Source organism: Nostoc sp. DSM 114159, assembly GCF_053470285.1.
Map to the genome: position 1 here is coordinate 7,956,269 of NZ_JBPFEH010000001.1, position 19,294 is coordinate 7,975,562.

The window sequence follows — 19,294 nt, forward strand, 5'->3', positions numbered from 1 at the left end:
AAATTTTAGATTTTGGATTATCTTATCTACGAACCGTTTTTACCTCTCCATGTCAGATGCCATTGGTCATATAAATAAAACGGTGGAATAATCTTTTGGCGAATTTCTGCCATTTCTTCGGAGCGGTCAATACTTTGCATCAGATAACCATTCTCAAAGATAAGTTCATGAACTTCCTCATATTTATAAGCAGATTGAAAGCCAAGATGAACATATAGGTTATTAATAAAATTATTACCTGCTAATAAGCTTCCTGTAAATTCCACCAGATGATTGAGATCGTCATAAATAGCACTAGGATGGCCTACATGTGTATGTCGAAGAGAAGGGAAGACACCTATAAAATCTCTACCTCTACCGTGTTTTATCATAAGTTTTTCTTTTAGGCTGAGAGAGATAATTAATTCTTTTAAGTAAAGCGTCTCTTCTATTACCTTATAAGTACAACAATAGCCTCGCCAACAAGCTGTTGTACCACATTGAGGAGAAAAACCGTGTTGCGTTGGCTCAAATAATCCCACGCCATCAACACCTGCAATACAGAATATTTGACTTTTATAAATTAATTGATCGCTAATTTGACCAGTCATTTTTTTCTTATAAATTTAAAGGAAGCCACTTGCTCCATTTGGGGGATACTGTAAGTGGAGCAGTTGGCGTAAATTAAGAGGGAATGTGCGAAGCACGCCAAGTTTCAGATTTTAAATGCGTAAGTCCTGCTTTACCTAAAATCTCCTCCTTCCCATATCTGAAGTTGTCTTTCAGCCGCAACTATGCAATTGAGATACTTGGGTGGATAGAGAAAATGATCGTAAGCTAATGCCATTTGTCTAGCAGCTTCAGTATATGGCACTCGTCCTATTCCTGTACCCAATCCAGGACAGGCAATGGTGTTAATTTTTTGGCTAGCGTGTTGGTTATGCTGGCGAACTGTCAGCAACATTGCCCACATTGCAATATAAGGAATATCTGTCCCAGCAATAATCATGGGAACTCGCATCGTAGGTGTATGAGCCAAAAAAGGATGCTTGTGATGACCTGTTTCCACAATCATTGATGTTCCCACAGGCTGTTCGCCCAAATAATCCTCAAGAATGCGCTGCTGGACTCTTGCCATTAAGGGAGGGCCGAAAAAACGGATAATTGCCGCATCTATTCCACCATCCATCATGCCGAAAGAGTTAGCAGGGCTGACCATACAATCAAAATCTGGCAACCACTCGAAATAGTCATTCACTATTTCTACATTGGGTAAGTAATTAAAATTCTGTTGAAAGGCTGCACACAACAAAGAGTCAGGAGCTACCAATATCAATTTCAAGCTTTTATTTCCTCCGCTTGAATACCTATTTTAAACGTCAGCTAGGGCAACAATCAACGGTTTTTGTGTATTATCAGCCTTGTCTTTTAAGTATACTACATATATAATACAAAGTATAGCACCACATAACTGGTGGCTGTTTGTCGCTTGAACAAAAGGAAATTTTATGATTCCCCGAACACGCATCCGAAATATTGGTATCTCTGCCCACATCGACTCTGGTAAAACTACGCTGTCAGAGCGAATTCTCTTCTACACGGGCAGAATCCACGCTATTGAGGAAGTGCGGGGAGGCGGTAAGGGTGCAACGATGGATTTTATGCCAGAAGAAAAGCTGCATGGTATAACCATCACTTCCGCTGCTACAACCTGCCAGTGGCACGATACTCAAATTAACCTGATTGATACCCCTGGACACGTAGATTTCACAATTGAAGTGGAACGCGCCCTGCGGGTATTAGATGGGGCGGTGATGGTGCTGTGTGCTGTGGCGGGTGTACAATCCCAGTCCATTACGGTGGATCGGCAAATGAAGCGCTACCGTGTGCCGCGTTTGGCGTTCATCAACAAAATGGATCGGACGGGAGCAGACCCATTTCGTGTAGTACAGGGAATACGCGATCGCTTGCAACTAAATGCAATGTTGCTCCAGTATCCTATCGGCAGTGAAGACCAATTCCAGGGAGTGATTGACCTGGTAGAAATGACTGCTGACTACTTTGAAGGTGAAAACGGCGAAAACCACATCAAAAAGTCAATTCCCGAAGCTCTTAAAGATGAGGCACAACAGGCACGGGAGAAACTACTAGATGCTTTGTCGTTGTTCTCAGAACCGATGACAGAGATGTTACTGGCCGGTGAGGAGATTCCCAAAACATTAATTTGGGAAACCATTCGACAAGCAACCTTGAGTCTAGAATTCACACCTGTATTGCTGGGTTCGGCATTCAAAAATAAAGGAGTGCAAAACTTATTGGATGCAGTTACGCTCTATCTACCATCTCCCATAGATAGAGAAGTGGTCAAAACCGCAAATTCGGTGAGTGTCTACCCTAACCCTGATGCTTCCTTGGTGGCATTGGCATTTAAACTCACCGTTGAATCCTTTGGGCAGTTGACCTATACGCGGATTTACTCTGGGACGCTCAAACCAGGCGATACCGTCTACAATTCGCGGACTGAACAACGAGTGCAAATCGGTCGCTTGGTGAGAATGCACGCCAATAAGCGAGAAGAGGTAAAAGTTGCGGTAGCAGGAGATATTGTGGCTCTGTTGGGTGTGGATTGTGCTTCTGGTGATACATTCTGTTCTGAGGAACCACTGGTATCTCTAGAGAAGATGTTTGTGCCGGAACCAGTGATTACGCTGGCGATTACGCCCAAGAAACAGGAAGATAGCGATCGCCTTTCCAAGGCACTCAATCGCTTTCAAAGGGAAGATCCCACTTTCCGCTTAAGTATAGATCCTGAATCAGGCGCAACTCTGATTTCTGGGATGGGCGAACTCCACTTAGAAATCTACCTCGAACGCATTCAACGAGAATATAATGCCGAGGTTTACGTCGGTAATCCCGCCGTGGCGTACCGAGAAACCATTAGGCAACAAGCTACTTTTGACTACCGATTCAAGAAACAGTCAGGCGGCCCCGGTCAGTACGCCCATATTACTGGGTGGATTGAACCCACAGATCAGCCGTTTGTCTTCGAGAATCGGGTGGTTGGGGGTGCGATTCCTAAAGAATATATCCCGGCGTGCGAAAAGGGTTGCCGTGAGGCGATGCAATCAGGACAGCTGGAAGGCTATCCGGTAACTGGGGTGAAAGTCGTTTTGGATGGTGGTTCTTATCACCCAATTGACTCTTCAGAATTGGCTTTCCGGTCAGCTTCCCATCAAGCTATTGAGGGTGCGATCGCTAAAGCCAAACCCTACGTCCTCGAACCCATTATGCTTGTAGAGGTGGAAACACCCAACGAGTTTATGGGAAGGGTTCAAGGTGACTTATCCTCGCGTCGCGGTTTGTTATTGGGTTCTGAGACAATGCAGGGATACACGGTGATTCGGGCAGAAGTAGCGCTGGCACGAATGTTTGGGTATTCTACAGAATTGCGATCGCTTACTTCTGGGATGGCTACTTTTTCAATGGAGTTTGCCTGCTATCGGCAGTCTTGAAGCCACATTAGCAATTAGTATTTCCAGCTTATCCGTATCAAAAGTTTTAGATCCCTCAAAATCTCCCTTTTTAAGGGAGATTTTGATTTTGGTTCCCCTCTTTTTAAGGCTAGGGGGGATCTAAAAGTGCCTAAAGTCACAGCTAAATACTTGTTCATTCAACCTCTAAGAGGGTGTTTGAAAAGTTGTGAAGAGACTTAAATTTCTGCCAATAGAGAGATGTTTTTTTAATACTAAATACTTATTTACTAAGTCTCCTTGCAATAAGAGCTATTTTTGCAATTGTATAGAAATTTTTACTTCGCTAAGTCGTCAGTAGTTTATCATAATCTAAATAAGTATATCTAAGGGAAGAAATAATCTTAGTGTATATTTTTAGTAATTAATTTTTATCATAATACTGTTAGCCTTATGATTTACAACTTATAACGATTTTGTCCAGATTAATTATAAAATAATATCTGTGAGACAAAATTTATTTTTATCTCAAAAAATCTATGGCGATCGCCTTAATTTTGTCATCATAAATAATTAAAATGGTAAAACCAGAAATAGTCGATCGTATAACGAAAGAAAGAATAATACCAAGAATTGAATGGATTGATTGTTGGAAAGGTCTTGCCATAATTACAGTTGTTGTAGGACATATAGTCAACCCAGTATCGAAATATATTTACTGGTTCCATATGCCGCTTTTTTTCTTTATCAGTGGATATCTTTATAGAGAAAAAACTGACTACTCTGCTTTTTTTAAGAAAAAAATATTTCATCTTTTAGTACCATATTTTTCATTTCTTTTTTTATTTACTTTGCTTCAGCATTTACCATTGATAATGGACAGTTTGCAGCAAAAAAAATTATTGGCGATAGATAAACTTATAATACCTATATTGATAATAATTTGGAAACAATTGTATGGTGGAGCGAATCTGGTGCTTTGGTTTGGTGTATTTTGGTTTGTAACTTGTTTATTTTTTACGCAGCAGTTATATAACCTGCTCTATATAAAGTTTGGATCTAATAATTGGCTGATGATAAAAATTATTCTTGGCTGTTATTGTTTAGCAATGATTAATTATTACTTCTTTAAAAATATTATTTTTCCTTGGAATATTAATGTAGTGGCAATGGCACTTCCATTTTACTGGTTAGGACACATGGCAGCTAAATCATTATTAATTAATTGGAGGATATTGATATTAGGAATAATAATATTTTTGGCTGCCTTTTTACTAGATACTGGGTCTATACTGTATTTTAATTTTAATATGAAAAATACCACTTATGGTGTATTAATTTTTAATGTAGTCATAGCTTTGTCTGGTATTATTATTACACAGCAATTGGCGGTACTACTTCATAATAAATCTTATATAGGAAATGCCCTACGTGAACTTGGTAGTGCTTCTATGCTCATTATGTATTTGCATCAGCCAATACAAATAACTATGAAAAATTACCCAATATTGGCATCTGAAGGAATTAGAGTAATAGGTGCATTATTGATTTCATATATTATCTACAAAATTATCATCAATTATTCAATTATGCGTCAGCTGTTCTTGGGTGATTTTTCAACTTATGCAGTAGTGGAAACTCTGAAAAACTCAAAAGTATAAGTTTGCACCTAATATTTTTCAGTTAAGGATTAAAGTGTGATAGCAGGCTCGTTGTTAGCTCGACTTTATCCATTTTTTTCGCAACGCGATCGCTCTTAGTAAAATGTGCCATCCTATTTATAAATGATAATAACCAAGCAGCACAAGCCGTTTATCAACAAATTGGCTTTTTGCCTACTGACGAGAAGTATGGCTTAGTGCTATTTGAAGAGACTCAGGCTTGAGAAATATTGGGGTAAACGTTGGAGGCGCAACACTTACACCCTACTATCTATTTATATTTTCCTTCTTCTGGATTTGCTAGAATTTATTTTGTAGTAAATTGTGTAATTGATAGTAATACTTGACTATGAGCAAGTATCGTTTTAAACAGTCATTCTCTGACGATCCCAGCATAAGTGATAAACTTTTTGACTTAATGGAAGTCACATTTCCCGGAATCAGCAGTTTAGCAGAATGTGCCAGAAAACTTGGTGCATCCTGGGAAACAGCTTCAACTCCCTTTATTCGCTTTCATGATGATATCGCTATTACCCATGTGGGAGTATTAGAAATTCCTATGCAAATTATGGGACAAAGGCTGACTGTCGGAGGAGTTCATGGAGTAGCTACCCGTGCAGAATTTCGCCGGAGAGGGTATTACCGTGAAGTGATGGAGGAAGTGCTAGGGTATTGCGATCGCGATCGCCTTTACGAAACCCTGATACTGACGACACCACAACCAGAGTTTTACTTACCTTTTGGCTTTCGTGTTGTCGAAGAACATATCTTTAAAGTTAAGTGTAACTCCACAGGTGGCACTGATAGCTTCAGAATACTGGATTTTGCAAATATTAAAGATTACACATTGCTACACAGACTTTTGGAAACACGCATTCCTGTCTCTAATATAGTTGGCGTAGTCAACGAAAAACCTGTGTTCTGTGTCAATGAAGGAAGTCGTCCCTTATATTATGCAGAAGATTTAGATTTAATTGCCTGTATGGAGATAGAAGATACCCGACTTCATCTTTTCGATTTAGTGACAACGCAGATATGCTCTTTGAAGAATATTCTTAGTAAGATACCTCAACCCATTAAAGAAGTAGTGATTTACTTTAGTCCAGAACTTCTGGATGTTAAAGATGTGCAAGCATTCACCCATACTTTTGATGAAACTGTGCTGATGGTTCGTGGTAAATTTGCAGCAGAAGGCGAGAAATTTATGCTGCCGCGTTCTGCAAGGTGTTGAGTTACTTAAAAACAATTAAATCATAATAGAACTGAGAGTTTCATCATCAGGATTGCTTTATGATGTATCAAACCGATCCGCCGCGATCGCCTAAAGATGTATTGCCAACCATGTACGATCTTCCTAGCGAAGATCCAGAGGAGCCTGGTTTGCCCGATCGGTTTCATTTATTGCAACCTCGTCTGTTAGACGAAACCTTTCGTCCACCAAATTATCCAAGCACGGTTGATTGCACAATTGCGTAGACACGAAGTGGCTTGTCGCTAGACATCGCTAGGCGTTGAACCCGATTTAGATTAGCTTTTTGCCTGCCTCATAACCCTGCAAACCACTCATAGCCTTGATCTTCCCAATAGCCTTTAGTAGGTAATAAATTGCTGACGAATGTAATTTGAGTTACCCACTTGCTTTGCTTGTAGCCCAGTTTAATTGGGGATGCTAGGCGTATGGGCGCACCATTATCAACTGATAAGGGTTGTCCATTCTTTTGATAAGCCATGAGAGTTTGGGGATGTACAACAGAAGCAAGATCCCAGCTTTCATAGTAGCCATCAGCAGATTTGAAGTAGACATAACGGACGTTTGATTTCGGCTGTACCAGCGCTACTAAATCTCGTAATCGCACACCTCCCCATTGAACGATCGCAGCCCAGCCTTCAACACAAACATGGCGAATTACCATTGAAGTCAAGGGTAATTTTTGAATATCTGCCATGCTCAATTGCATCGCATTATTCACCTCACCATCAATGATTAAGCGAAACTGCGCCGGATCGATTTGCGGGGTAAAATCAAAAGTATTAACCAGCAATTTATCTGCTTCTATGGCACTGACAGGAAATTCAGGTATAGGTTTTTGAGTTAGCAGAAGTGCTTCAAGACTTTGGTTTAGTGGCTCAGATATTTGCCGCAGATTATCTGAGAACAAATTTGTTCCACAGCCACCAAGAAGAAAGCCTACTCCTGAAAGTCCAGATACTTGCAGTAACCGACGACGGGATAGGGTACGTTTGGGAAGAATCAGACTCATAAAACCTCTACAGAAACATAGATTTCACTAAACGGATGCTTCCTACCTTCAGGGCAAGTAAGGAATGAGCAATTGTAAACAGTATGACAGTAGGAACTTCAAGGGTTAAAGCAAAGGTAAAAGTTAATATTTCGCATTTATCTGGCTTGCGATCGCCAACCTAAAGATTGTAAGTTAGTTACACACATAAAAATCTTTACGCATTTATTTGCTACTGATATCAGTTTTTACTTTATTATCTAGACTACGGATATTTAATTTATCTTAAGCGCTTTTTTAAAAATATAAAAAACCTTAATTAGCTACAACTTTCAAATATGTCAAATAACAAAGACTTTTCATCCGAAAAAAGCTCTTCCGTTAAAAATGTCTTGATTATAGGTGCAGCCGGGTATATTGGCGGAGCGCTGTGCCAAAAGTTTTCTCAAACACAAGATTTTGCAGTATTGGCACTTGTGCGTCCGAATACTGATATTGAGGGTATAAAACCTTTTTGCAAGGAAATAATCCGCTCTCAAGAGGTAGAAATTTCCAGCAATGATGTTGCACAAGCAATTCGCAAGCATGATATTACAACAGTAATTAATGTAGCGTGGCACATGCCTCCAGAATCAACCCAAGAAGCTCAATTCGCTTTAGATCGTATAGCATTAGAAGCCGCTTTATACGGTACTCGTGCAGTTTCGCCAGATATTCATGTAATTACAACCAGTGGGAATTTCTCTTTGATTACCGCCAATGGAGGACGAATAACAGAAATACCTCCGCCAAAAGGATATACACGGCCCGAATATTTAGTATGTCTTGACTTACTAGTAGGTGTAAATGTGTTGAAAGATGGGCTAGTAGAAGAATATATCAGTAATGGAGGTAACGCCTCGATTGTCTATCCTTCATCAGTGTATGGTTCAGCACCAACTCGTGGTAGTTTCTGGGATTTTGCCATTCAGCAGTTCATTACAGGGAAACCACACCAAGGCTATCAGCCATTTCCACCAGATTTTATGACGGCGTGGATTCATGTTGAAGATTTAGCAGACTGCTACATTGCCGTAGCGCGATTTGGCTCCAAAGGAGGACATTACCTGGCTGCACCTGAAAATTTTAGTATTAGCCAGGTGTCAAAAATGTTTGCTCAGGCTGCTCAGGTAGAATTTATTCCGCCCGTCTTTGAAAACAATGACAAAGTTATATTTGATGATTCTCATACTAGAGAAGTACTTCAACTTCAATGGAAGTATAAACTGGCTGATGAGATGAAAGGTTGGGTAGAGAGAATAAAAGAGTTAGGAACTTATTTTTTAGAGTAAATCAGGGGTAAAGAACTAGTAAATCGTTCGATCGGCTTGATTAAAGCTGTCCGTCAACGTCACCGACGAATGGCTGCTTGCTCTATTGACATCTTGATACCTTAACTAAGTGTCTGGGGAATTAAAACTGATTTAGATGGTGATGCTTGCCAATAACCGAACTATATTTTCTAACTCGTCTTGATGTTGTTCTTGCAAGTTTTGTAGGTGCTGATAAATCAAGGTTTTCTGAGTACCGCCTTCATGGGTATCTGGATTCATAAGTGTCCTATTGTGGTATGCGCTATTTTCATTATCGGAGGTTTTAAGACTTTATCAATAAGTATGTAATTACGAATTACGTAGCCAATACTTGTCGGTGAAAGGGAAAAGGGGAAGGGGAAAAGGGAAAGAAAAAACCTTTAACCCAACCCCAGTAACCTTTTCCCCAAACCAAATTCTGAGTTCAAAATGCACAAAGCGAGTAGTATTGATTACGTAGCTTGCTTCTCATGCCTTGATGAGTATTACGAATTACGAATTATATTGCAATCCTTCAGCACTGCTACCAATTTTTCAATATGTGCTGCTTCATGAGTTGCCATTAAAGATATTCTGATTCGACTTGTGGGTACTGTGGGAGGGCGAATTGCTGGGGCAAAAATGCCAGCATCTCTTAGCTGTTTTCCAGCTTTGAGTGCATCTGTTGCACTGGGCAATTGAAAACATAATATAGGTGATTCAGAAGGCAGCAATTTCAGGTTAGGTAACTGTTGCAGTAAATTTTTTAAGTGATGTATATTTTGCAACAATTTGGCACGGCGTTGCGGTTCTTGTTGCACTATTTTGATTGCTGCTAAGGCTGCGGCTGTATCAGCAGGTGAAAGCCCAGTGGTATAAATCCAACTGGGTGCGCGGTTCCGTAAGAAATCAATTAGGGCGTTACTTCCTGCTACATACCCGCCTAAACTACCTAAAGCTTTACTCAAAGTGCCAACTTGAATTAACGGCTTTCCCGTACATCCAAAATGTTCGACACACCCAGCGCCAGTTTTTCCTAGTACCCCAGTAGCATGAGCTTCATCCACTAGCAGCATACAGCTAAATTCATCAGCGATCGCCAACAGTGCAGGCAACGGACACAAATCGCCATCCATGCTGAAAACGCTATCAGTAAGAATCAAACAGCGTCGGTAATTTTGCCGCTGTTGACTCAACTGAGTTTTTAATACTGCCAGATCGCAGTGTGGGTATTCCACCACTGCTGCACCGCTAAGAATCGCCCCATTTTTCAGACTGGAATGATTGTACTGGTCAGAAAATATTAGATCGCGTTTGCCCACAAGGGTGGTAATTGCACCCAAATTTGCTAAATACCCGGAACTAAATACCAAGGCATCTTCTGTTTGTTTGGTAGATGCGATCGCCGACTCTAACTCCCTGTGTAACTCCCGATGCCCACTGAGTAATCTCGAACCAGTACTACCTGTCCCAAATTCAGCGATCGCAGCAGTCGCCGCCGCCATCAACCGCTCATCTCCAGCCAATCCCAAATAGTCATTACTGGCAAAATTAATTACCTCTTGCTCAGCTAAAACCACCGTTGCACCCGAACGACCACCGATCGGTTGTACCGAACGATACCAGTCCGCCCGATGAATTGTTGCTAAGGACTGTTCTAGCCAGGCATAAGGGTCGGTCATTGGGACAGGGGGCAGAGGGCAGGGGGAGCAGGGGGAGCAGGGGGGCAGGGGGCAGGGGGCAGGGGGAGAATAACTAATGACAAATAACTAATGACTAATGACTAAAGACAAATACTTCGGCTTCGCTCAGTACAAGTGACTAAGGACTTAATGACTAAGGACTAATGACAAATGACAAATGACAATTAAACTTGTTCGCTACTGAGATGAGCGATCGCTTGTTTAATCCAGTCTTCGACATAGGCATCTTTGGGTAGTCCGATGTCTTCGCTGACCACGTGGAGCGCGTGACTGACCTCATGGGCAGTATATCCCAAGGCGAAGAGGGTCATTTGCACTTCTTCGAGAATTCCTGGTGCTGGCCCGCCTGTGGCGACGAAGAACCCGGCTGATTTGCGCCACTCGACTAATTTGCTTTTCAGTTCCAAACAGATGCGTTCGGCGATTTTTTTACCGACACCGGGAGCCTGAATTAAGATTTGTGTATTGCCAGCGATAATTGCTTGGACTAAATCTGGTAGTTCCAGAGTGTCCAAGAGGGCGATCGCTAAGGCCGCACCAATCCCTGTGACAGTCAACAAGTGACGAAATAAATCGCGTTCGGCTGGGGAAGCAAAGCCATAAAGAAAGGGCACTTCTTCACGAATTTGCAAATGGGTAAAAATTTGCGTTACTCCTCCCGACTCTGGTAACTGGTTTGCTAGGCGTTGGGGAACTTGCAAATCATACCCCAAGCCATTCACTTCCAGAGTCAGAATCACGCGATTCGCGCCAATTGTTTGGATACCAGCGACTATACCTTTTAAATAACTAATCATTACAAGAGACCAAAATAATTTAAGCCTTCGATAATTCCACCTGCACAAAAACATGAAGCCAGGTAGTGATAGTCTGCGGGATGCTCATTGTGCCATTGGAGTAACTCTTTTCGGGCATTCCCCACAATGATTCCCCGTTCGTTGCCTACAGCAAATAAAGCAATATCATTACCCGAATCACCACAGACAACTGTTTGTTCTGCTGCAAATTTCCACTTCTGGCGCAAAAACTGCATTGCTTGACCTTTATCGCTGGTCAGGGGTACAATGTCAAGGTCTATTCCGCTACTGTAGATTAACTTTACATTTAATTTAGATTTTTGTAACTCAGCTTCAAGTTGTGGTAGAACATTCGCAGATACTTCTTGTTCTAAAAAACAACTCACTTTGAAGGGGCGCTGTTCGGAATCTGGTTGCCGAACTAACTCCGGATATTTTTTCGTAATAGATAATACAGTTTCCCGTTCCCATCCTGGAGAGAGGATTTCTGACCAATCTGAGTCTGGAGTATCAGTACCATCTAGGTAAATTTCTGTACCCACAGATAGGACGAGGGCATCGGGTTGCAAAAGATTTTTTTGAGCTTGGAGTTCTTTGTAAAGTACAGGCGATCGCCCAGTAGAATAAACGATTTTCGTACCGTATTCTTGGCGATGTTGACTCAGCAGTTGATTTAGTTCTGGTAAAGCGCTGTCATCGCCTACAGTCCGATACACGAGGGTGTCATCTAAATCGGTTACAAAAAGAAATGGTTTCATGATTAAGACCTCTTGCAAAATTTCGTTATTCTACCGCGTGAAGGGACTTTTGCAAGAGATTTCTTTGTTGAAAAGAAAATATCGTATCAGACACTAAATTCAAAGATTAATGCTTAACTGAACTGTATTCTATGTAAAGCTCAGGATATGTATAACAACACTACATCACCACACTTAGCTGCTTCTTGAAAGAACTCTACCACGTAGATATAGTAATCGGTTATGTACTCTAGCGCTTCCTTCCCTTCTTGCCATACATATGGATAAACATCTGCTGTCAAAAGTGCTGAAGGATCGAAGCGGGCTTCCAGATCGGTCTTGGAAATCTTGCTTAATTCTTTCGCTACTTCTTGTACTTCTTGAGGTGAGAGGAAGCGGGCTGGGCCAAAATCAAAATCTGGGTTTTCTGGATCGCCTAGTGGAGTACCGCCCATGACAACATTTGTTAAAGGCGGATCGTTTGGGAGTGCCGATCCAGTAAGTAAAAAATGAAGACCATGCCATGTCTTGTCAATATTGAGATAGCGCCCATCTGATTCAGATATCTCGTCCGCCTCGTCACCAGGAAATAAAAAAGTAACAATAGACTCTGGATTATTTTGTAATTCAGTAAGTCGATTGGGTGAGATACGTCTATAGTGTCCTATCATTCCCATATTAATTATTACAAGATTAAGCTACTGTTTTTGATCTCCTAAAATATAGCCTTTTGATTTCCGATTTATCTCGTTCCCATGCTCTGCATAGGAATGGCTTATTAGAGGCTCCACCTCCAGTCAAGATATTGAGTCTCAAGCTTTAAACCGATTTTTTCAGTAACAAATAGATTCATAAGTTCATTACAATGATTGCTGCAAATGCTTAAAGCTTTCTTATACATGGAAGAGCATTTGTTGCAAAGTATTAAGCCTTTGCAACAATTAATTATATATTTGCTGGAAATACTTAAACCTTTCTTATACATGGAAGAGCATGTGTTGCAAAGTATTAAGCCTTTGCAACAATTAATTATATATTTGCTGGAAATACTTAAACCTTTCTTATACATGGAAGAACATTAGCTGCAAACGCTCGAATTTTGGCAACTAATGTTTAAATTTGAGCGATGTCTACAAAGACGTAGCACCGAAAAACAATGTATAGAAGTAGCATTGCTACGACCCTTAGAATATATTTCTGTGGAAATGGTTTTCCGCAGTTTATATTTTTTCAATCGCGGAAAATAATTTTGCGTGATTTTAAAACCCTTAAGACTTACGCAAAAACTCTCTGAGCAGGACTTTGTTGAGTTAAGCAAAGCGCAACCCAACCTACAATTTTTCTTAACTGAACTGTATTGGAATATAATCCTTTCAAAGCTAGGTGAGCAAATTCTTTGGTTGCGTTAATGTTAAGACTGGCGGTATATGTGCTTTTGCTGCCCACTCTGCCATGTTAGTGAGATCGTTACATTAATGCTTAAACACAATATTATCGTCGTTGGAACATCAGCAGGTGGGGTTGAGGCGCTGACTTATCTAGTCAAACATTTGCCGCCCGATCTCAATGCTGCTGTAATTATAGTCCTTCATGTATCAAGTTACAGCAAGAGTTTTCTACCAGAAATATTAAGTCGTGCTGGCAAGTTACCAGTGTCTCACGCTCAGAACGGCGAAGCTATTGTTCCTGGTTCGATTTATGTTGCTTTGCCTGACTACCATTTACTGGTAGAAAAAGGATATTTGCGTTTGACGCGGGGTGCAAAAGAAAACCGTTGTCGTCCTGCTATCGATCCATTATTTCGCAGTGCAGCGCGAACTTATGGGCAGCAAGTGATTGCTGTGCTATTAACAGGTCTGCTTGACGACGGCACGGCAGGACTAATGGCTGTAAAAATGCGGCGTGGTGTAGCAATTGTCCAAAATCCTGACGATGCTTTGTATCCTGATATGCCACGTAATGCGATCGAGAACGTAGAGGATATTGACCATATTTTGCCACTTTCAGATATTCCTTCTACTTTAGTAGCTCTAGTTAATACGCCAATGGAAGTACAACCGGAAAACCCCATACCTAGCGAGATGGAGTTTGAATCTAAAATAGTACAATTGGATTTGGAAGCAGTAGAAAACGAAAGCGATCGACCTGGTAAACCATCAAACTTTGCCTGTCCTGACTGCGGCGGTATTCTCTGGGAACTCGAAGAGGGAAATTTGTTGCGCTTCCGTTGCCGCACGGGTCATGCTTATTCAGCAGAAACTTTGCTGGCTACGCAGTCTGAGAAGGTAGAGGATGCACTATGGATCGCTTTGAGGGCATTGGAAGAGAAAGCTTCTTTATCACATCGTATGGCTTCAAGGATGGAGGTTCGCAATCAAACCTTGGCGGCACGATTCAAAGAGGAGGAACACTCTGCCAAGGAGTCCTCCGCCATTATTCGAGAAGTACTTTTGAAGGTCAATCCAAACACAGATGTTGATTGAAGGTTAAACCGAATCATTTTCAGGAATGGGATGGTTTAGTTTACCGCGTGCAAGTGCCACCACAGCTTCAACTAACTCTTCTGGATCGAGGGGCTTGGTAACGTGCAGTTGGTAGCCATTGCCGATCGCTAGTTGGGAATCCTCAACTCTAGCATAAGCAGTCAAAGCGATCGCGGGAATCTTTCCCCCTTTTTCGGGAGTTAAAGCGCGAATCTGTTGAATCAGGGAATAACCATCGACTTCCGGCATCCCAATATCACTGACTAAGACATCGGGTTGAAAGGATTCTAGGTTTGCTAAAACTTCTGCCCCAGAAGCAACAGTCAGAACTTGCGCGCCGTATTCAGCAAGCAATACTGTTAATAGCTGACGGGCATCGGGGTCATCATCAACTGTGAGGACTCGAATCCCGGTGAGTTCGAGTGCTGGTTGTGGCAACTCATCTGTCTGCTTGATTTCCGGTTCCACATTCAGCAGTGGCAACTGGACTGTAAAGGTGGCTCCCAAGCCCTCACCTGGACTATCAGCCGTGATGGTGCCACCGTGCGCCTCAACCAACTGCCGGACGATCGCTAACCCCAATCCCAACCCGCCATACTTGCGAGTAATTGAGACATCTTCTTGACGGAATGACTCAAAAATATACGGGAGAAAATCTGGGTTAATGCCTTTACCTGTGTCACTGACGATAATCTTTACCCAATCGTCAACTCGCTCTAATCTGGTTTCTACCCGTCCGCCTTTGGGAGTAAACTTGATCGCGTTGGAAAGTAAATTCCAAACGATCTGTTGAAGGCGGTTGGAATCTCCAGAGACTTGCCCAACATTCGGCAGTACTGAATGCAACACGATTGATTTGGAAAGGGCTGCTGTATTTACTGTGTCGAGCGCAGATTCAATCACAAATGCCAAATTCACCGGAGCCGCTTCGATGCTGAGTTTGCCCCGCAGAATTTTGGCTACATCGAGCAAGTCATCAATCAGTTGAGTTTGTAGTTTGGCGTTGCGTTCGATGGTAGCTAAAGCTTCAGCCGTTTTCTTTTCACTAAATTTGCGAGTTTGCAGCAGTCTTGTCCAGCCGAGAATTGGATTGAGAGGCGATCGCAATTCATGGGAGAGAATAGCCAGAAACTCATCTTTGATCCGATTGGCGCGTTCGGCTTCGGCTCTGGCTGCTTGTTCTAGTTGAAATAGGCGATCGCGTTCGATTTCAGCTTGTTTGCGATCGGTGATATCCTGGACGTTGCCTACCATCCGGATTGCATTGCCCGCAGTATCATAGAAAACCTGACCTCTAGCCGCTAACCAGCGAATGCCATCAGGATGTATAATCCGGAAATCATCTTCATAATGGTCTTGTTGTTGCTGAATGGTGCGAGTCACCGTTTCATCAGCTGAGGCGCAATCGTCTGGGTGCAAAAGGCTTAACCACAGTTCATAGGTGATTTCCTTTGTGCTTGGGTCAAGCCCAAACAGATTGATATATTCTTCAGATACATGAGCTCTGTTGCGGGTAATGTCCCAGTCCCATAATCCCGATTGTGTAGCTTTGTACGCCAATTTCAACCGGGCTTCGCTCTCCTGCAACAGGAGTTCTATCTTTTTGCGATCGGTAATGTCTCGTGAAATCAACAAGATTCGTTCCAGTTGCCCAGAGCCATCCAAGATCGGGCTAACGACCACTTCCCACCATTTTGGAGTGCCTTTTGCAGTTGGGCAGTATCCGCGAAAAATGCTGACTTCGCCTGTTTTAGTGGCAGCAAGTGCCGACTCTACCTGTTGCCGATAACTGCCTTCCCAGAAACAGAGCCATTGAGTATTGAGATAGGAATTTAAGTCATCAATTTCCATCAAACACAGTCCACCTGTATTCATGTACAGCAGCCGCCCGTCGAGGCTTAATACTTTGATGCAATCAGAACTGCTGTCTAAAATGCGGTTTTTAAATTCTTCACTCTGGCGCAGGGCTTCTTCGGTTTGTTGGCGAGTGGTGATATCTCGCCAAGTGGCAACAAATCCATCTCCACATTTAGCCACGCGGATATCAAAGGCTCTAACTAAGCGTTGTTTTCCGTACACATCCTCATAAACTAAGCTGTCTTTGATGAGCGGCTGTCCTGTTTCTACTACCTGGCAGTATTCATTAAACAATCCACTTTCATGATGCCCTGGTAGTAATTCACACAATCCCCGTCCAATCTGCTGCTCATAAGTCATTTGATTGTTGAAACAAGCCGCACTATTGACATATTCAGTCACAAAATCGACAATCTGTCCCTGCTCATTCCGTACAGCACGGTATACTCCAAAGCAGTCCAGCATATTTTCAACTGAGGTGCGGAAGCGTTCTTCACTGTCTCGCAGGGCTTGCTCTACCTGTTTGCGATCGCTAATGTCTTCGGCAATCCCGGCAAACCGATAAATTTTTCCGGTTTCATCTCGCAGGGGAAAGCAGCGATCGTGAACCCAGCGAATATTACCATTGGGTAAAATAATCCGATATTCCTCATCAAATTTACCTGCGACAGCTTTTTCATGAAACGCTCTGTCTGTAGATTCTCGATCCTCTGGATGGATGCGATCGATCCATGCTTGTTGTTCTTGATACAATTCTTGCGGGTTCAATCCCCACAGTCGTTTATATGCAGGACTAACATAGCTGACTCGATTTTCCGACACTTCTTTGATCCAGAACACCGCATCAATATTTTCTGCAAGCTGCCGAAAACGTTCCTCACTCTCGCGCAGAATTTCGGCTGACTGTTTGCGTTCGGTGATATCTAGATCGATACCAGCCATCTGAATTGGTTGCCCCTGTTGGTCGTAAAATACCTTACCCTGGCTTAGTGCCCAGCGAATTGTACCGTTGGGATATACTACCCGAAATTCAATGTCATAGTCTTCTCCGGTGGCGATCGCCAGTTCAACGGCTGTCAGCACGCGATCGCGATCTTGAGGATGGACTCGCGCGGTAAACATCTCGAATGAACCGTCAAATTCTCCTGGCTCCAGTCCAAATAAGCCTTCCAGGTTATCCGACCAGGAAATTTTTCCGGTTTGGATGTTCCAGTTCCACGTTCCCATCCGAGAAGCTGACAGTGCCAATCGCAGCCATTCTTCGCTCTCCCGTAGTTCTGCTTCTACTCGTCTGCGATCGGTCAGTTCATTCTGCGCCTGCTGATAGAGTTCCGCCTGCCGAATTGCAATGCCAACTTGAATCGCCAGTTCTTTGAGCAAGTCGATCTCTAAGGGTTGCCACCTTCGAGGAACTGCACAGTTATGAGCAATTAGCAACCCCCAAAAGTGGTCATCGTAAATAATCGGCACGACCAGATTAGCTTTCACTTGAAACTGAGCCAACAATTCAACGTGGCAGGCATCAATACTGCTATCCTGAATATCAAATATTGCCGTTACGTAACCCTGACGATAGCGTTGGATATAATTCTCGACAATGGCGGTATCGTAGCTTATTCCTGGTCGATTCCATGCAAGGTAGTTCTCGGCGAGGCAGGGATCGTACATAGTAGAGTCAAGCAGCGATCGCCACTTTTCCCCAACCGATTCTGCTACTACTGTCCCATTCCCATCAGGTTTTAACTGAAAAACCAAGACGCGATCGGTGTGCAGAAATTCTCGCACTTCGGTTACAGTTGTCTGAAGAATTTCATCCAGATTTAGCGATTGGTGAATTTTTTGGGTAATAAGTGAGACTACGCGCTCTCGTTCAATACGCTGTTGTAGTTGGGTGCGTAGCTGCACTGTTTCAATTGCCCCATTTACTGCTATTTGCAGCCCTTCTGGGGTAATTTGCTCTTTGACAAGATAATCTTGTGCGCCCGCTTTAATTGCCTTAACTGCGATCGCCTCATTACCTTGCCCAGTGACGACAATCACGGGTAGGCAAGGCTGTTGGGTCGAGGGTTGCAATTGTGCCAGAAATTCCAGTCCGTCTAGGTCGGGCAATCGATAATCAAGCAACACTACATCGGGCTGATGTTGCTGCCAAAGTTCTAACCCTTGTTGTCCCAGCGTTGCTTCTAGGATAGTGTACGAATATTCGCGATCGCGCAGTAAATACCGCCGATAGAGTTCTCGATCTTCTGGGGAATCATCGACAATTAAGAGAGCGCGCTGTTGCTGAGACATTGTGAATTAATTAATCGAGTAGATGTTAACCCACATTCTGTAGGTTGGCATAGAAAATTGACATTTTTAAAGAAATACTAAAACCCTGATTATCCCAGGATTTTAGCATATTTGATAAATTTATTGGCTCGCTCTTTACATCTGCTTTGCGTTAACTTATTCGCTCGCTCTAATGTATAATTTAATTCTTAACTCACTTATAAAATTTATATCATTTTTGCCAGAGAATCATCTATAAATATTCATTCAATAATACAAATTTTCTATGAAGATCGTAATAGCAATCCTCAATCATTTGGCAGAAATAAAATCGCTGTAAAGCTGATAATTAGGGAATTTTAATCTTCTAATATTCTTGTGTTTAAATTCGGTTATAAACTGAATGCGATCGCCATTATCACAATTGCAAATATACTCAATAAGTAATATATATAGCAATCCGGTTTGATTCTTAAATTTACTTGCTTGGGCAGGGAATAGGAAAGAAGGGATACCGTACTGAGTCTTGTTCAAAAATCAAATATGATTCCTATATATAAGATATAATCCACATTCTGCAAGTGCGATCGCAAAATGCTCTATTTTTGAATGCAACTTTTATGGGACAGTAGTTTGACTTTTTAACTTCATCGATAATCTGTAATGTGGAAAAACTATTTGCTAAAAAGCTAGGGTTTTTGCCGGATACAGAAAACCGAGTTCTTAATCGTGGATAAAGTCGAGCTAAAATACTATGGGAATACT

At 42.1% G+C, this 19,294-nt stretch carries 16 protein-coding genes; 7 read left to right on the forward strand and 9 right to left on the reverse strand.

From position 1 onward, the window contains the following. Positions 1-26: 26 nt before the first annotated feature. The gene (locus ACR5KR_RS33535) at positions 27-590 is read right to left on the reverse strand and encodes a hypothetical protein (protein ID WP_448269668.1); all 564 of its coding nucleotides are present in this window, start codon (positions 588-590) and stop codon (positions 27-29) included. Between the two features lie 131 nt (positions 591-721). Further along, positions 722-1,321, reverse strand: coding sequence for a macro domain-containing protein (locus ACR5KR_RS33540; protein ID WP_448269670.1), 600 nt, complete (start codon positions 1,319-1,321; stop codon positions 722-724). A gap of 166 nt (positions 1,322-1,487) precedes the next feature. On the opposite strand from ACR5KR_RS33540, the gene fusA reads away from it, so the two are divergent. From fusA to ACR5KR_RS33560, 4 genes are all read left to right on the forward strand, one after another. Then, the gene (fusA, locus tag ACR5KR_RS33545; protein ID WP_448269672.1) at positions 1,488-3,491 is read left to right on the forward strand and encodes an elongation factor G; all 2,004 of its coding nucleotides are present in this window, start codon (positions 1,488-1,490) and stop codon (positions 3,489-3,491) included. A 536-nt stretch (positions 3,492-4,027) separates the two neighbouring features. Further along, the gene (locus tag ACR5KR_RS33550) at positions 4,028-5,110 is read left to right on the forward strand and encodes an acyltransferase family protein (RefSeq protein ID WP_448269673.1); all 1,083 of its coding nucleotides are present in this window, start codon (positions 4,028-4,030) and stop codon (positions 5,108-5,110) included. A 349-nt stretch (positions 5,111-5,459) separates the two neighbouring features. After that, entirely contained in the window at positions 5,460-6,341 is an 882-nt protein-coding gene (locus tag ACR5KR_RS33555) for a GNAT family N-acetyltransferase (protein ID WP_448269675.1), read from the forward strand. A gap of 59 nt (positions 6,342-6,400) precedes the next feature. Continuing rightward, positions 6,401-6,586 carry a hypothetical protein gene (locus ACR5KR_RS33560; protein ID WP_448270448.1) on the forward strand — a complete coding sequence of 62 codons (186 nt, stop codon included), beginning with the start codon at positions 6,401-6,403 and terminating at the stop codon, positions 6,584-6,586. A 68-nt stretch (positions 6,587-6,654) separates the two neighbouring features. Here the strand turns inward: ACR5KR_RS33560 and ACR5KR_RS33565 are convergent, their stop codons facing one another. Beyond that, positions 6,655-7,371, reverse strand: a complete 717-nt coding sequence (locus ACR5KR_RS33565) for a molybdopterin-dependent oxidoreductase (RefSeq protein ID WP_448269677.1) — start codon at positions 7,369-7,371, stop codon at positions 6,655-6,657. A gap of 317 nt (positions 7,372-7,688) precedes the next feature. Between ACR5KR_RS33565 and ACR5KR_RS33570 the strand changes: the two genes are divergently transcribed. After that, positions 7,689-8,681 carry an NAD-dependent epimerase/dehydratase family protein gene (locus ACR5KR_RS33570; protein WP_448269678.1) on the forward strand — a complete coding sequence of 331 codons (993 nt, stop codon included), beginning with the start codon at positions 7,689-7,691 and terminating at the stop codon, positions 8,679-8,681. A 132-nt stretch (positions 8,682-8,813) separates the two neighbouring features. Here ACR5KR_RS33570 and ACR5KR_RS33575 read toward each other — a convergent pair whose 3' ends face one another. From ACR5KR_RS33575 to ACR5KR_RS33595, 5 genes are all read right to left on the reverse strand, one after another. Next, positions 8,814-8,942: a hypothetical protein gene (locus tag ACR5KR_RS33575; protein ID WP_445629485.1), complete on the reverse strand. Its 129-nt coding sequence runs from the start codon at positions 8,940-8,942 to the stop codon at positions 8,814-8,816. Between the two features lie 245 nt (positions 8,943-9,187). Beyond that, positions 9,188-10,363: an 8-amino-7-oxononanoate synthase gene (gene bioF / locus ACR5KR_RS33580; RefSeq protein WP_448269680.1), complete on the reverse strand. Its 1,176-nt coding sequence runs from the start codon at positions 10,361-10,363 to the stop codon at positions 9,188-9,190. A 185-nt stretch (positions 10,364-10,548) separates the two neighbouring features. Beyond that, positions 10,549-11,181, reverse strand: coding sequence for a Holliday junction branch migration protein RuvA (gene ruvA, locus ACR5KR_RS33585; RefSeq protein ID WP_099101282.1), 633 nt, complete (start codon positions 11,179-11,181; stop codon positions 10,549-10,551). Further along, positions 11,181-11,939 (reverse strand): sucrose-phosphate phosphatase, encoded by a 759-nt coding sequence (locus tag ACR5KR_RS33590; RefSeq protein WP_448269682.1) that lies wholly within the window; start codon positions 11,937-11,939, stop codon positions 11,181-11,183. The genes ruvA and ACR5KR_RS33590 overlap by 1 nt, the downstream gene beginning before the upstream one ends. 140 nt (positions 11,940-12,079) lie before the next feature. Further along, positions 12,080-12,595 carry a YfbM family protein gene (locus ACR5KR_RS33595; RefSeq protein ID WP_448269683.1) on the reverse strand — a complete coding sequence of 172 codons (516 nt, stop codon included), beginning with the start codon at positions 12,593-12,595 and terminating at the stop codon, positions 12,080-12,082. A 201-nt stretch (positions 12,596-12,796) separates the two neighbouring features. Here ACR5KR_RS33595 and ACR5KR_RS33600 point away from each other — a divergent pair, with 201 nt between their 5' ends. Both ACR5KR_RS33600 and ACR5KR_RS33605 read left to right on the forward strand, forming a co-directional pair. Beyond that, positions 12,797-13,000, forward strand: coding sequence for a hypothetical protein (locus ACR5KR_RS33600; protein WP_448269685.1), 204 nt, complete (start codon positions 12,797-12,799; stop codon positions 12,998-13,000). 393 nt (positions 13,001-13,393) lie between these two features. Further along, positions 13,394-14,401 (forward strand): chemotaxis protein CheB, encoded by a 1,008-nt coding sequence (locus ACR5KR_RS33605; RefSeq protein WP_448269687.1) that lies wholly within the window; start codon positions 13,394-13,396, stop codon positions 14,399-14,401. Positions 14,402-14,404: 3 nt separating this feature from the next. On the opposite strand, the gene ACR5KR_RS33610 is transcribed toward ACR5KR_RS33605, so the two are convergent. Beyond that, entirely contained in the window at positions 14,405-18,550 is a 4,146-nt protein-coding gene (locus ACR5KR_RS33610; protein ID WP_448269689.1) for a PAS domain-containing protein, read from the reverse strand. Positions 18,551-19,294 lie beyond the last annotated feature (744 nt).

What these genes read in the sequence shown, in the direction of transcription:
- ACR5KR_RS33535 (WP_448269668.1), bottom strand. Translation starts at nt 590, where the DNA reads ATGACTGGTCAAATTAGCGATCAATTAATTTATAAAAGTCAAATATTC.
- fusA (WP_448269672.1), top strand. Translation starts at nt 1,488, where the DNA reads ATGATTCCCCGAACACGCATCCGAAATATTGGTATCTCTGCCCACATC.
- ACR5KR_RS33550 (WP_448269673.1), top strand. Translation starts at nt 4,028, where the DNA reads ATGGTAAAACCAGAAATAGTCGATCGTATAACGAAAGAAAGAATAATA.
- ACR5KR_RS33555 (WP_448269675.1), top strand. Translation starts at nt 5,460, where the DNA reads ATGAGCAAGTATCGTTTTAAACAGTCATTCTCTGACGATCCCAGCATA.
- ACR5KR_RS33560 (WP_448270448.1), top strand. Translation starts at nt 6,401, where the DNA reads ATGATGTATCAAACCGATCCGCCGCGATCGCCTAAAGATGTATTGCCA.
- ACR5KR_RS33565 (WP_448269677.1), bottom strand. Translation starts at nt 7,371, where the DNA reads ATGAGTCTGATTCTTCCCAAACGTACCCTATCCCGTCGTCGGTTACTG.
- ACR5KR_RS33570 (WP_448269678.1), top strand. Translation starts at nt 7,689, where the DNA reads ATGTCAAATAACAAAGACTTTTCATCCGAAAAAAGCTCTTCCGTTAAA.
- ACR5KR_RS33575 (WP_445629485.1), bottom strand. Translation starts at nt 8,942, where the DNA reads ATGAATCCAGATACCCATGAAGGCGGTACTCAGAAAACCTTGATTTAT.
- bioF (WP_448269680.1), bottom strand. Translation starts at nt 10,363, where the DNA reads ATGACCGACCCTTATGCCTGGCTAGAACAGTCCTTAGCAACAATTCAT.
- ruvA (WP_099101282.1), bottom strand. Translation starts at nt 11,181, where the DNA reads ATGATTAGTTATTTAAAAGGTATAGTCGCTGGTATCCAAACAATTGGC.
- ACR5KR_RS33590 (WP_448269682.1), bottom strand. Translation starts at nt 11,939, where the DNA reads ATGAAACCATTTCTTTTTGTAACCGATTTAGATGACACCCTCGTGTAT.
- ACR5KR_RS33595 (WP_448269683.1), bottom strand. Translation starts at nt 12,595, where the DNA reads ATGGGAATGATAGGACACTATAGACGTATCTCACCCAATCGACTTACT.
- ACR5KR_RS33600 (WP_448269685.1), top strand. Translation starts at nt 12,797, where the DNA reads ATGCTTAAAGCTTTCTTATACATGGAAGAGCATTTGTTGCAAAGTATT.
- ACR5KR_RS33605 (WP_448269687.1), top strand. Translation starts at nt 13,394, where the DNA reads ATGCTTAAACACAATATTATCGTCGTTGGAACATCAGCAGGTGGGGTT.
- ACR5KR_RS33610 (WP_448269689.1), bottom strand. Translation starts at nt 18,550, where the DNA reads ATGTCTCAGCAACAGCGCGCTCTCTTAATTGTCGATGATTCCCCAGAA.